The sequence below is a fragment of the Pseudomonas sp. LB3P81 genome (assembly GCF_054897965.1).
The window spans coordinates 3,526,164-3,539,526 of the sequence record NZ_JBUBVG010000001.1 but is presented as its reverse complement, the minus strand read 5'-3'; the positions used below and the strand labels follow the sequence as shown (position 1 = coordinate 3,539,526).

At 61.4% G+C, this 13,363-nt stretch carries 14 protein-coding genes; 11 read left to right on the top strand and 3 right to left on the bottom strand.

What is annotated here, in order from left to right; all coding sequences use genetic code 11:
- Positions 1-13 precede the first annotated feature (13 nt).
- Both ACYZTL_RS16275 and rph read right to left on the bottom strand, forming a co-directional pair.
- Positions 14-382 (bottom strand): DUF4870 domain-containing protein, encoded by a 369-nt coding sequence (locus tag ACYZTL_RS16275; RefSeq protein WP_017341486.1) that lies wholly within the window; start codon positions 380-382, stop codon positions 14-16.
- Positions 383-411: 29 nt separating this feature from the next.
- Entirely contained in the window at positions 412-1,134 is a 723-nt protein-coding gene (rph, locus tag ACYZTL_RS16270) for a ribonuclease PH (protein ID WP_008030600.1), read from the bottom strand.
- Positions 1,135-1,413: 279 nt separating this feature from the next.
- Between rph and ACYZTL_RS16265 the strand changes: the two genes are divergently transcribed.
- The 6 genes from ACYZTL_RS16265 (at position 1,414) to ACYZTL_RS16240 (ending at position 6,706) form a co-directional block, all read left to right on the top strand.
- On the top strand, positions 1,414-2,277 hold the full coding sequence (locus ACYZTL_RS16265; RefSeq protein WP_008150145.1) for a YicC/YloC family endoribonuclease: 864 nt from the start codon (positions 1,414-1,416) through the stop codon (positions 2,275-2,277).
- A 12-nt stretch (positions 2,278-2,289) separates the two neighbouring features.
- Positions 2,290-2,910, top strand: a complete 621-nt coding sequence (gene gmk / locus ACYZTL_RS16260; RefSeq protein ID WP_461952643.1) for a guanylate kinase — start codon at positions 2,290-2,292, stop codon at positions 2,908-2,910.
- 167 nt (positions 2,911-3,077) lie between these two features.
- Positions 3,078-3,341 (top strand): DNA-directed RNA polymerase subunit omega, encoded by a 264-nt coding sequence (gene rpoZ / locus ACYZTL_RS16255; protein WP_007894670.1) that lies wholly within the window; start codon positions 3,078-3,080, stop codon positions 3,339-3,341.
- 57 nt (positions 3,342-3,398) lie between these two features.
- Positions 3,399-5,504 (top strand): bifunctional GTP diphosphokinase/guanosine-3',5'-bis pyrophosphate 3'-pyrophosphohydrolase, encoded by a 2,106-nt coding sequence (spoT, locus tag ACYZTL_RS16250; protein WP_461952642.1) that lies wholly within the window; start codon positions 3,399-3,401, stop codon positions 5,502-5,504.
- A 24-nt stretch (positions 5,505-5,528) separates the two neighbouring features.
- Positions 5,529-5,909: a RidA family protein gene (locus tag ACYZTL_RS16245; protein ID WP_003229509.1), complete on the top strand. Its 381-nt coding sequence runs from the start codon at positions 5,529-5,531 to the stop codon at positions 5,907-5,909.
- Between the two features lie 56 nt (positions 5,910-5,965).
- Positions 5,966-6,706 (top strand): hypothetical protein, encoded by a 741-nt coding sequence (locus ACYZTL_RS16240; RefSeq protein WP_461952641.1) that lies wholly within the window; start codon positions 5,966-5,968, stop codon positions 6,704-6,706.
- Between the two features lie 154 nt (positions 6,707-6,860).
- Here ACYZTL_RS16240 and ACYZTL_RS16235 read toward each other — a convergent pair whose 3' ends face one another.
- Entirely contained in the window at positions 6,861-7,718 is an 858-nt protein-coding gene (locus ACYZTL_RS16235; protein ID WP_461952640.1) for an SDR family oxidoreductase, read from the bottom strand.
- 188 nt (positions 7,719-7,906) lie between these two features.
- Here ACYZTL_RS16235 and exbB point away from each other — a divergent pair, with 188 nt between their 5' ends.
- The 5 genes from exbB (at position 7,907) to recG (ending at position 13,342) form a co-directional block, all read left to right on the top strand.
- Positions 7,907-8,872 carry a tonB-system energizer ExbB gene (gene exbB, locus ACYZTL_RS16230; protein WP_461952639.1) on the top strand — a complete coding sequence of 322 codons (966 nt, stop codon included), beginning with the start codon at positions 7,907-7,909 and terminating at the stop codon, positions 8,870-8,872.
- A gap of 6 nt (positions 8,873-8,878) precedes the next feature.
- Positions 8,879-9,307: a TonB system transport protein ExbD gene (gene exbD, locus ACYZTL_RS16225; RefSeq protein ID WP_008150131.1), complete on the top strand. Its 429-nt coding sequence runs from the start codon at positions 8,879-8,881 to the stop codon at positions 9,305-9,307.
- Complete coding sequence (locus ACYZTL_RS16220) at positions 9,304-10,050, top strand: energy transducer TonB family protein (protein WP_461952638.1); 747 nt, start codon at positions 9,304-9,306, stop codon at positions 10,048-10,050. Before exbD ends, ACYZTL_RS16220 begins: the two co-directional genes overlap by 4 nt.
- 277 nt (positions 10,051-10,327) lie before the next feature.
- Positions 10,328-11,257 carry a hydrogen peroxide-inducible genes activator gene (locus tag ACYZTL_RS16215; RefSeq protein WP_008030615.1) on the top strand — a complete coding sequence of 310 codons (930 nt, stop codon included), beginning with the start codon at positions 10,328-10,330 and terminating at the stop codon, positions 11,255-11,257.
- A gap of 9 nt (positions 11,258-11,266) precedes the next feature.
- A complete protein-coding gene (gene recG, locus ACYZTL_RS16210) occupies positions 11,267-13,342 on the top strand; it encodes an ATP-dependent DNA helicase RecG (protein WP_461952637.1) in 2,076 nt (691 codons plus the stop codon).
- The last annotated feature ends 21 nt before the right edge of the window (positions 13,343-13,363 follow it).

The window sequence follows — 13,363 nt, the reverse complement described above, 5'->3', positions numbered from 1 at the left end:
CCAGCGCTGATCGTTATTTGATCAACCGCCATGTGAACGGATACCGATACGGCACCCCTTCATTGGCTTTCACCCCAGCGATGATCGTCAGCACCAGCGCACCAATCGCCACCAGACCAAACAGGAAAAACCCGATGATCACCACCATCAGCAGGAAGCAGATGGCGGAAGCAATGGCGACGGTGATCTGAAAATTCAGCGCTTCCTTGCCCTGCGCATCCACAAACGGGTCCATCTCGCGCTTCATCTGCCAGAGAATCAGCGGGCCGATCAGCGTACCGAACGGAATCCAGATCCCCAGCAAGGCGGACAGGTGACAAAACATTGCCCACTGCCGAACCTCTTTGCTCGGGGTGGGAAGCAGCTCTTGCTCGTCACTCATAACGTCCTCCTTGTCTGGAGCGGGTGCGATCAGTCGGCCAGTGCAGCCTTTTGCAGTTCGAAAATCTCGGTCATGCCTTTCTTCGCCAATTCAAGCATGGCGGTCAGCTCTTCAGGCTGGAACGGCGCGCCTTCGGCAGTGCCCTGGACTTCGATGAAGCCGCCGGTGCTGGTCATCACCACGTTCAGGTCGGTCTCGGCAGCCGAGTCTTCCAGGTAGTCGAGGTCGAGCACTGGTTCACCCTGATACATGCCAACCGAAACGGCCGCGATCATTTGCTTGAGCGGGTCGCCGCCTTTCAGGCCACCGCGCTTCTTGATCACTTTCAAGGCGTCGACCAATGCAACCATGGCGCCGGTGATGGACGCAGTGCGGGTGCCGCCATCAGCCTGGATCACATCGCAGTCGACGTACAGGGTGACGTCGCCCAGCTTGGACATGTCCAGCGAAGCGCGCAGGGAACGACCGATCAGACGCTGGATTTCCAGGGTCCGGCCACCTTGCTTGCCGCGGCTCGCTTCACGCTGGTTACGCTCGCCGGTGGCGCGCGGCAGCATGCCGTATTCGGCGGTCAACCAGCCTTGGCCCTGACCTTTGAGGAAACGCGGCACGCCGTTTTCGACGCTGACGGTGCAGATGACTTTGGTATCACCGAACTCGACCAGTACAGATCCCTCGGCGTGTTTGGTGTAGTTGCGGGTAATGCGGATCGAGCGGAGCTGATCGGCAGCGCGACCACTTGGACGTTTCATAGGGAATACCTGTACGGGGGACGGAAAACTGCCGAGCATTATAGAGCCGCGCGCCGAGCCTGGGCACTTCTAAAAAATCCGCCCGACGATTGAAGGCCCTGGCTTGAGCTTAGAACAGCGCTTAACCGACGGCCTGCAGCCCTTTGTCACACCGTGTGTTTGGGCGCATCCGTCCCGTTGCGCTACAATCCTGCGCCTTTGCTGCCTGTCGGCTTTAATTCACAGATATCGGGTTCGCGAAACCTTTGGTAATGCAAACCTGAATTGCGAGGTACCTCCATGGTGCACAGCATGACCGCCTTCGCCCGCGTCGAAAAAGCCGGCGCCCAAGGCACCCTGAGCTGGGAATTGCGCTCGGTCAACAGCCGCTACCTGGAACCGCACTTGCGCCTGCCGGAGTCGTTTCGCGATCTCGAAGGCGCAGTTCGCGAAGCGCTGCGTCAGGGCATCTCCCGGGGCAAGCTCGAATGCACCCTGCGCTTCACCGAAGAAAACACCGATAAGCCTCTGCAAGTGGATCGCGAGCGCGCCGCGCAATTGGTCGCTGCTGCCGAGACCATCGCCGGCCTGATCAAGAACCCGGCCGCGCTGAACCCGCTGGAAGTGTTGGCCTGGCCCGGCGTTCTGGTGGGCGATGCCACCGACCCGCAAGCCTTGAATGCCGAAGCACTGGCGCTGTTCAACGAAGGCCTGAAGGAACTCAAGGCCGGTCGCGAGCGTGAAGGCGCGGAGCTGGCGCGACTGATCAATGATCGCCTGACCTCCATTGAAGAAGACGTGGTGACCCTGCGTGAACTGGTCCCGCAGATGCTTGCCACCCAGCGCCAGAAAGTCCTCGACCGCTTCGCCGACATGAAAGCCGAGATGGACCCGCAGCGCCTGGAACAGGAAATGGTCATGCTCGCGCAAAAAAGCGACGTCGCCGAAGAGCTGGATCGCCTGAGCACTCACATCATCGAAGTTCGCCGGGTGCTCAAGTCCGGCGGCGCTGCCGGTCGGCGCCTGGACTTCCTGATGCAGGAACTCAACCGCGAAGCCAACACACTGGGCTCCAAAGCCTTCGACCCGCGCAGCACCCAGGCGGCGGTCAACCTCAAAGTGTTGATCGAGCAGATGCGCGAACAAGTGCAGAATATTGAGTAAGGCAAACCCGACATGACCCACAGCACCGGCACCCTGTACATCATTTCCGCCCCTTCGGGCGCGGGCAAGAGCAGCCTGGTCAAGGCCCTGACCGACGCTGATCAGGAGATCCGCGTCTCGGTCTCCCACACCACTCGCGCCATGCGCCCCGGTGAAGTGAACGGCGTGAACTATCACTTCGTCGAACGCGGCGAGTTCGTGAAGATGATCGAGCATGGGGATTTCCTCGAGCGCGCCGAAGTGTTCGGCAACCTCTACGGCACGTCGCAAAGCCACCTGCAGCAGACCCTGGACGAAGGCCACGACCTGATTCTGGAAATCGACTGGCAGGGTGCAGAGCAGGTACGCAAGTTGATGCCCCAAGCCCGCTCGATCTTCATTCTGCCACCGTCCCTGCAGGCCTTGCACCAGCGCCTGACCAATCGCGGCCAGGACAGCGACGAGATCATTGATGGCCGGATGCGTGAGGCCGTCAGCGAGATGAGCCACTACGTCGACTATGACTACCTGATCATCAACGACGATTTCGCCCATGCACTGCGCGATTTGCAGGCGATTTTCCGCGCCAATCAGCTGCATCAGAAGCGCCAGCAACAGCGTCACGGCAAACTTTTGGCTGAATTGCTCGGCTAAACAGCTCTTTCCAAAACCGCTGCAAGGGCTTTACATTGGCACTTGCAGCGCGTTGAAGGGCTTGGTCAAAAAATCAGCGCTTCCCTAATCGCTGGTGATTTTTTAAACTGTTGAGTCCGCTCGCCCACCCGGGCAGCGCGCATATTGCATTCGCTCCGAGGAATACCATGGCCCGCGTAACCGTTGAAGACTGCCTGAACCACGTGGAAAACCGTTTTGAGCTGGTCATGCTGTCCACCAAGCGTGCCCGTCAACTGGCCACCGGCGGCAAAGAGCCCCTGGTTCAGTGGGAAAACGACAAGCCTACCGTTGTAGCCCTGCGTGAAATCGCCGAAGGCCTGATGAGCTACGAGTTCATCGCCAACGCTGAAATCGTCGAAGACGAACCGCTGTTCGCAGCGTTCGAGGACGAGTCCAACGAGGCCGTCTAAGCCTATGCCTGGTCGACGTAGCACGGCGCGGGGTCACAGCGAACGGCAGGAGTTATCATGCCGAGCATAGACGCCCTCGCCGATCGCTTATCGGCCTACCTCGGCAAGGACCAGGTCAATCTGGTCCGCCGAGCGTACTTCTACGCCGAACAAGCCCACGACGGCCAACGCCGCCGCAGCGGTGAGGCGTACGTCACGCATCCTCTTGCCGTGGCGAACATTCTTGCCGACATGCACATGGACCATCAGAGCTTGATGGCTGCGATGCTGCATGACGTGATCGAAGACACCGGTATTGCCAAGGAAGCGCTGCAAGCGCAGTTCGGCGAAACCGTGGCCGAACTGGTCGACGGGGTCAGCAAACTGACCCAGATGAACTTCGAGACCAAGGCCGAAGCACAAGCCGAAAACTTCCAGAAAATGGCCATGGCCATGGCGCGCGACATTCGCGTGATCCTGGTCAAGCTCGCCGACCGCCTGCACAACATGCGCACGCTGGAAGTCCTGTCAGGCGAAAAACGCCGGCGGATCGCCAAGGAAACCTTGGAAATCTATGCGCCCATCGCCAACCGGCTGGGCATGCACGCCATCCGCATAGAATTCGAAGACCTCGGCTTCAAGGCCATGCACCCGATGCGTTCCGCGCGGATCAACCAAGCGGTCAAGCGCGCCCGGGGCAATCGCAAGGAAATCGTCAACAAGATCGAAGAATCCCTCAGCCACTGCCTGGCCATCGACGGCATTCAGGGCGAGGTCAGCGGTCGTCAGAAACACCTCTACGGCATCTACAAGAAAATGCGCGGCAAGCGTCGGGCCTTCAACGAGATCATGGACGTCTACGCGTTCCGGATCATCGTCGACAAGGTCGATACCTGCTACCGCGTGCTGGGTGCTGTACATAATTTGTACAAACCGTTGCCGGGGCGCTTCAAGGATTACATCGCGATCCCCAAGGCCAACGGCTATCAGTCGCTGCACACCACGCTGTTCGGCATGCACGGTGTTCCGATCGAGATCCAGATCCGCACCCGTGAAATGGAAGAGATGGCCAACAACGGCATCGCCGCCCATTGGCTGTACAAATCCAGCGGCGACGAGCAGCCCAAAGGCACTCACGCCCGCGCCCGCCAGTGGGTCAAAGGCGTGCTGGAAATGCAGCAACGCGCCGGCAACTCGCTGGAATTCATCGAAAGCGTGAAGATCGACCTGTTCCCGGACGAGGTCTACGTGTTCACGCCCAAAGGCCGGATCATGGAGTTGCCCAAAGGCTCCACGGCGGTCGACTTCGCTTACGCGGTGCACACCGACGTGGGCAACAGCTGCATTGCCTGTCGGATCAATCGTCGTCTCGCACCGCTGTCCGAACCGCTGCAAAGCGGCTCCACGGTCGAGATCGTCAGCGCACCCGGCGCGCGGCCGAACCCGGCCTGGCTCAACTTCGTGGTCACCGGCAAGGCGCGGACCCACATCCGCCATGCGCTGAAGCTGCAACGTCGCTCCGAGTCCATCAGCCTCGGCGAACGCCTGCTGAACAAGGTCCTCAACGGTTTCGACAGCGCTCTGGACAAAGTCCCGGCCGAGCGCGTCAAGGCGATGCTCACCGAGTACCGCCTCGAACTGATCGAAGACCTGCTCGAAGACATCGGCCTGGGCAATCGCATGGCTTACGTGGTCGCCCGTCGCCTGCTTGGTGAAGGCGAGCAGTTGCCGAGTGCGGAAGGTCCGCTGGCGATTCGCGGCACCGAAGGTCTGGTGCTCAGTTACGCCAAATGCTGCACGCCGATCCCGGGCGACCCGATTGTCGGTCACCTGTCCGCAGGTAAAGGCATGGTCGTGCACCTGGACAACTGCCGCAACATCAGCGAAATCCGCCACAACCCGGAAAAATGCATCCAGCTCTCATGGGCCAAGGACGTCACCGGCGAATTCAACGTCGAGTTGCGTGTGGAGCTTGAACATCAGCGCGGCCTGATCGCCCTGCTGGCCAGCAGCGTCAACGCGGCCGACGGCAACATCGAAAAAATCAGCATGGACGAACGCGATGGTCGCATCAGCGTGGTCCAACTAGTGGTCAGCGTGCACGACCGCGTGCACTTGGCCCGCGTAATCAAGAAACTGCGCGCACTGACCGGGGTGATTCGCATCACCCGCATGCGCGCGTAAGCCACCTATTACAAGGAGTCATTCATGACCAAGACTGTTATCACCAGCGACAAGGCCCCGGCTGCCATCGGTACTTACTCCCAGGCGATCAAGGCTGGCAACACCGTTTACATGTCGGGCCAGATTCCTCTGGACCCAAAAACCATGGAACTGGTTGAAGGCTTCGAAGCCCAGACCGTCCAGGTGTTCGAAAACCTGAAAGCCGTGGCCGAAGCGGCTGGCGGTTCGTTCAAGGACATCGTCAAACTGAACATCTTCCTCACCGACCTGAGCCACTTCGCCAAGGTCAACGAGATCATGGGCAAGTACTTTGACCAGCCATACCCTGCCCGCGCCGCCATCGGCGTAGCCGCCCTGCCAAAGGGTTCGCAGGTTGAAATGGATGCCATTCTGGTCATCGAGTAATGCGTTCGGCGTAGCCCTGACAGGCTACGCCGTCTTGTTTTTGAAAGGATTCCACCATGCGCCAAGCGCTAGCTGTCTCGCTGGTCGCCCTACTCTTGGGCGGATGTGCCAGCAACCCTGCCGACCGTGACATCAGCGGCACCTGGATCAATCAGGTGGCGATTGACGCTGCGTCCAAAGGCGGTCCCCTGCGTGAAGCGCTCCAGGCCTATGGCCCGAACCTGGAATGGGACGTCAACACCAAGGCCGCTCAGGCCCGCTACACCAACGGTTTTGAAAATGTCGAAGGCAAGCTGCTGGGCGAAGAGTCCGGCGCCTGGAAAGTCGATTTCTATGGCAGTTCCGCCAGCGAGCTGAAGCGTGACGGCAAGCAACTGAGCCAGGCCGCCAGCGACAATGAACCGGCACAGGTCTTCGACCGCGCGCTGATCCCGGTGCCGGATGGCGCACCGATTGGCGCGAGCTTCGAACGCGCACTGTATTCGGCCTACATGGGCGGCGGCTGGAAAGTCGTCAGCGGCCCAGGTGAAGGCAGCACCGTGCAATTCCAGGCCGACGGCCAGGTGACCGGCCTGCCGGGGGCGGATCGCTATGCACTGTGTCTGGCGGGCGATTGCGCGTCGATGAGCAGTGGCAACGACAACATGTGGTTGCAACAGAACGGCCAGGGCAACACTTGGATCTTTGCGCGCAAGGGCAAGGAGCTGGAGATTCTGCAGGCCGTGAACACCGCGCAAGCGGACGAGATGCCTTCGTTCACGCCGGGTGAGCGCAAGTGGTTACTGGAAAAGCAGTAACCCGGATCTAACAGCAAAGAAGAACCCATGTGGGAGCGGGCTTGCTCGCGAAGGGGCCATAACATTCAACATCATCGTTGACTGTTACACCGCTTTCGCGAGCAAGCGAACGTCGCCCGGCCCTTCCCACATTTTGGTTTGCGGTGTCTGGAAGTCAGCTGCAGCCTTCAAGAATCGCGGCATAACCCTCGCGGAAACTCGGATACTTCGGCTTCCAGCCCAACGCCTTCGCCCGCGCATTGCTGCAACGCTTGCTCCCGGTGCGACGCACGCTCGCATCGTCGGCCCATTCGGTCACGCCCAGATACTCGCGCAACCAGCCCACCACATCCGCCAGCGCTGCCGGCGCGTCATCGACGCCGATGTAGACATCGTCCAGCGCCACACCACGCCGATCCGCCTCAAGCAGGCACGCCATCAACCCGGCAGCATCGTCGGCATGAATCCGATTGGCATACAACGGCGGATCGACCACCACGCGATAACCCTGGCGCACCTGGGTCAGCAACCACTCACGACCCGGACCGTAAATGCCGGTCAAACGCACAATGCTCGCCGGGATGCCGCTATTGAGGGCGACCTGCTCGGCTTCGAGCATCACACGCCCTGAATAACCAGCCGCCACGGCCGGCGAAGTCTCGTCGACCCACTCGCCCTCCTGCTGACCGTAAACGCTACTGCTGGAAACGAACAGTAGACGATTGGGCACCTGCCCGTAGTCGTCCAGCCACTCAAGCACATGCTGCAAGCCCTGGACATAAGCGGCGCGGTAACCGGCTTCATCGTGATCGGTGGCGGCCGCGCAATACACCAGGTAATCCACCGCACCCACCGGCCAGGTTTCCGGGCAGTCTTTGTTGAACAAGTCGCCGGCAACACCAATCACGCCCTTGGGCAGGCGTGCGATGTCACGCCGCAGGCCATGAACCTCCCACCCTGCAGCGAGCAATTGTGTGGCCAGACGACTGCCGACATCACCGCAGCCGGCGATCAAAACAGATGGCGCGGACATCAAAAAACTCCTATCGGAAAGCCACAGACTAGCGCTGGCAATGGACGAGCGGCTAGCAATGAAGGAAAAAAAGATACTCTATTACTTTTGTTAACAAGAATTACTTGCAATAATGCCCGCCACTTTTGTTCTCGGCCTTCGAGGCCTGGAAGAACATTTACCGTCTTTTTCTCTCAGGTCCGGCCAGCATGACACGCAATCAATTCCCCGCTTCGCCAACCAAACGACCTCGCGCCTGGAGCGCGGTGGCCGCCTTGCTGCTCAGCCTGATGCTGGCGCCAACCGCCGCTTTCGCTGACGCACAAGCGCCGGCCACCCCGGCTGCTGCCGCACCTGCTCCAGCTGACCACGCCGCAGATCACGCTGCACCGGCTGCCACCGACCTGGCCCAAGCCGCAGACACCACCGCCGAAGACGCCCCTGAAGTCCTCGAAGCCGACAACACCCTGGGCATGGCCCATGACCTGTCGCCGTGGGGCATGTACCAGAACGCCGACATCATCGTGAAAATCGTGATGATCGGTCTGGCTATCGCGTCGATCATCACCTGGACCATCTGGATCGCCAAGGGCTTTGAGCTGATGGGCGCCAAGCGTCGTCTGCGCACTGAAATCGCCCACCTGAAAAAAGCCACCACCCTTAAAGAAGCCAGCGCCTCTGCCACCAAGGCCGGCACCCTCGCCAACCTGCTGGTACACGATGCGCTGGAAGAAATGCGCCTGTCGACCAACAGCCGCGAGAAAGAAGGCATCAAGGAACGTGTCGCCTTCCGTCTCGAGCGCCTGGTTGCAGCGTGCGGTCGCAGCATGAGCAGCGGCACCGGCGTTCTCGCCACCATCGGCTCCACCGCGCCGTTCGTGGGCTTGTTCGGCACCGTGTGGGGCATCATGAACAGCTTCATCGGCATCGCCAAAACCCAGACCACCAACCTCGCCGTCGTCGCTCCCGGCATCGCCGAGGCCCTGCTGGCCACTGCGCTGGGCCTGGTCGCTGCGATACCCGCCGTTGTGATCTACAACGTCTTCGCCCGCTCCATCGCCGGTTACAAGGCGCAAGTGTCCGACGCATCGGCAGAAGTCCTGCTGCTGGTCAGCCGCGACCTCGACCACCAGCCTGAGCGCAGCTCGCAACCGCACATGGTGAAAGTGGGGTAATCGGCCATGGGCCTGCATTTGAAAGAAGGCGCAGACGACGATCTGGCCGAGAACCACGAAATCAACGTCACACCGTTCATCGACGTGATGCTGGTGCTGTTGATCATCTTCATGGTGGCCGCCCCGCTGGCCACCGTGGACATCAAGGTTGACCTGCCCGCCTCCAGCGCCAAACCGGCGCCGCGGCCGGAGAAACCGGTGTTCCTCAGCGTCAAGGCTGACCAGCGCCTGTTCCTCGGCGAAGACGAAGTGAAAGCCGAAGCACTCGGTGCCACTCTGGACGCCAGGACCAAGGGCAAGAAAGACACAACGATCTTCTTCCAGGCCGATAAAGGTGTGGACTACGGCGACCTGATGAGCGTGATGGATAACCTGCGTTCCGCGGGCTACCTGAAGGTGGGTCTGGTTGGACTCGAGACGGCAGTCAAGAAATGATCACGACGCGCCATAAGCTGACGCGTTACAGCGGGAGCCTGGCCCTGGTGCTGGGCGTCCATGCGCTGGCCATTGCGCTGGCGATGAACTGGACCGCGCGGCCACCCATCGAGCTGCCGCCGCAGGCGATGATGGTCGAGCTGGCGCCGGTTCCGGCCCCGCCACCGCCGGCACCGCCGAAGGTGATAACGCCACCACAGCCACCCGCTCCAGTGGAAGAACTGCCGATCCCGAAACTGGCCGAAGTGCCGAAGGCAGAAATTACCGTACCGAAACCGGTCAAACCCAAGCCGAAGCCTCAGCCGCCCAAGCCTGTGGAGAAAAAGCCGGAGCCGCCGAAGGAGAAGCCGGCCGAGGAAAAACCGAGCGACGCGCAACCGACCCAGGCACCGACGGAGAAATCCGCACAACCGGCACCGGGCCCATCGCCCGCGCAGCAGGCGGCCAAAGCCAGCTGGCAAGGGACGCTTCTCGCGCACCTGGCCAAGTACAAAAAGTACCCGGCCAGTGCTCAGGCACGGGGCAAGGAAGGTTTGAACCGCCTGCGCTTCGTGGTGGATGCTGAAGGTAACGTGTTGTCGTTCGAACTGGTGGGCCGCTCCGGCAACGCCGATCTGGACCGGGCCACCCTGGAAATGATCAGACGTGCCCAGCCGCTGCCCAAGCCCCCGGCCGATATGCTGAACAACGGCTCCATCGAAATCATTGCGCCGTTTGTTTACTCACTGGAACGCCGGCGTTAAAACACTGGAGATCCAATGTGGGAGCGGGCTTGCTCGCGAAAGCGGTGGATCAGTCAAAATTGATGTCGACTGTCACGCCGCTTTCGCGAGCAAGCCCGCTCCCACAGGAGATCTGCAGCGAGCGAAACACCTGCGACAAGGCACCGAAAGGTGCCTTTTGCATACCCGCCAGCGGCAAACCCGCATTGCCCGGTGTCACTCGACACGCTCTCTCTGATAACGTGCGTCTATCGTTTGCAGCCGGTATGCTTGGCCCGCAACTTCATGGACGCTCGCTATGACTCTTACAGAATTACGCTACATCGTTACCCTCGCCCAAGAGCAGCATTTCGGCCACGCGGCCGAGCGTTGCCACGTCAGTCAGCCGACCCTGTCGGTGGGCGTGAAAAAGCTTGAAGACGAACTCGGTGTGCTGATTTTCGAGCGCAGCAAGAGCGCCGTGCGCCTGACCCCGGTCGGCGAAGGCATCGTGGCCCAGGCGCAAAAGGTCCTGGAGCAGGCCCAAGGCATTCGCGAACTGGCCCAGGCCGGCAAGAACCAGCTGACCGCCCCGCTGAAAGTCGGTGCGATCTACACCGTCGGCCCATACCTGTTTCCACACCTGATTCCGCAACTGCACCGGGTCGCCCCGCAGATGCCGTTGTACATCGAAGAAAACTTCACCCACGTGCTGCGCGACAAACTGCGCAACGGCGAGCTCGACGCGATCATCATCGCCCTGCCGTTCAACGAAGCCGACGTGCTGACCCTGCAGCTCTACGACGAGCCGTTCTACGTCCTGATGCCGGCCCAGCACCCATGGACGCAAAAAGAATCCATCGACGCCGCCCTGCTCAACGACAAGAGTCTGCTGCTGCTCGGCGAAGGCCACTGCTTCCGCGATCAAGTGCTGGAAGCCTGCCCGACCCTGACCAAAGGAAACGACGGCGCCAAACACACCACGGTGGAATCCAGCTCGCTGGAAACCATTCGCCACATGGTCGCTTCGGGTCTCGGGATTTCGATCCTGCCGCTCTCGGCAGTGGACAGCCATCACTACGCCCCCGGCGTGATCGAAGTGCGCCCACTGACCGCGCCGGTGCCGTTCCGCACTGTGGCCATCGCCTGGCGCGCGAGCTTCCCGCGTCCGAAGGCGATTGAAATTCTCGCTGACTCCATTCGCCTGTGCTCGGTGGCCAAACCGCCCGCGCCGGTGGCTGCGGCTTAAGTTGCTGTCATGACCGAGTTGTCGCAAGTGTCGGTAACGGCACTCAAAGGTGTCGGTGAAGCCATGGCTGAGAAACTGGCCAAGGTCGGCCTGGAGAATCTCCAGGACGTACTGTTTCATCTGCCGCTGCGTTATCAGGACCGCACCCGCGTGGTCCCGATCGGCCATTTGCGACCCGGGCAAGACGCCGTGATCGAAGGTACCGTCAGCGGCGCCGACGTGGTCATGGGCCGTCGCCGCAGCCTGGTCGTGCGCTTGCAGGACGGCACCGGCGGGCTCAGCCTGCGCTTCTACCACTTCAGCAACGCCCAGAAAGAAGGCCTCAAACGCGGCACGCGGATTCGCTGCTACGGCGAAGCGCGGCCCGGTGCGTCGGGGCTGGAGATCTACCACCCGGAATACCGCGCCATCACCGGCGACGAGCCGCCGCCCGTGGATGAAACCCTGACGCCGGTCTACCCCCTCACCGAAGGCCTGACCCAACAGCGTTTGCGCCAGTTGTGCATGCAAACCCTGACAATGCTCGGCCCGACCAGCCTGCCCGACTGGCTTCCGACCGAACTCGCGCGGGACTATCAACTCGCACCACTGGCCGATGCGATTCGCTACCTGCACCACCCGCCCGCCGATGCCGATGTCGATGAACTCGCCCTCGGTCATCACTGGGCGCAGCACCGCTTGGCCTTTGAAGAACTGCTGACCCATCAACTGTCGCAGCAGCGTCTGCGCGAGAGCATGCGCTCCCTGCGCGCGCCGGCGATGCCGAAAGCCAGCCGATTGCCGGCCCAATACCTGGCCAATCTCGGCTTCAATCCGACCGGCGCCCAGCAACGCGTCGGCAATGAAATCGCCTACGACCTCAGTCAGCACGAACCGATGCTGCGCTTGATTCAGGGCGACGTCGGGGCCGGGAAAACCGTAGTCGCTGCCCTCGCCGCGCTTCAGGCTTTGGAAGCGGGTTATCAAGTCGCCTTGATGGCGCCCACCGAGATCCTCGCCGAGCAGCACTTCATCACCTTCAAGCGCTGGCTCGAGCCACTGGGCATCGAAGTCGCGTGGCTGGCCGGCAAGCTCAAAGGCAAGAATCGCGTGGCTGCGCTCGAGCAGATCGCCAGCGGCACACCGATGGTGGTCGGCACTCACGCGCTGTTCCAGGACGAAGTGCAGTTCAAGAACCTTGCACTGGTCATCATCGACGAACAGCACCGTTTCGGCGTGCAACAGCGGCTGGCGCTACGGCAGAAAGGCGTCGGCGGGCGGATGTGTCCGCATCAACTGATCATGACCGCCACGCCGATTCCGCGAACGCTGGCCATGAGCGCCTACGCCGACCTCGACACCTCGATCCTCGACGAACTGCCGCCCGGCCGAACCCCGGTGAACACGGTGCTGGTCACCGACACCCGGCGCGTTGAAGTCATCGAACGGGTGCGCGGCGCCTGCGCCGAAGGGCGTCAGGCTTATTGGGTGTGCACGCTGATCGAAGAGTCGGAAGAGCTGACCTGCCAAGCGGCGGAAACCACTTACGGAGACCTCACCGCCGCCCTCGGCGAGTTGAAGGTCGGGCTGATCCACGGTCGCATGAAGCCTGTTGAAAAAGCCGCCGTGATGGCCGAGTTCAAGGCCGGCAACTTGCAACTGCTGGTCGCCACCACCGTGATCGAAGTCGGCGTCGACGTTCCGAACGCCAGCCTGATGATTATCGAAAACCCCGAGCGCCTCGGCCTCGCGCAACTGCACCAGTTACGCGGTCGCGTCGGGCGAGGCAGCGCCGCCAGCCATTGCGTGCTGCTCTACCATCCGCCGCTGTCACAGATCGGCCGTCAGCGCCTGGGTATCATGCGTGAAACAAACGACGGGTTTGTCATCGCCGAAAAAGACCTCGAACTGCGCGGCCCCGGCGAAATGCTCGGCACGCGGCAAACCGGTCTGCTGCAATTCAAGGTCGCCGACCTGATGCGTGACGCCGACCTTCTGCCCGCCGTGCGCGACGCCGCCCAGGCATTGCTGGAGCGTTGGCCGGATCACGTCAGCCCGCTGCTCGACCGCTGGCTGCGCCATGGGCAGCAATACGGCCAAGTGTGAGCACCGCCGCAGTTTCTGGAC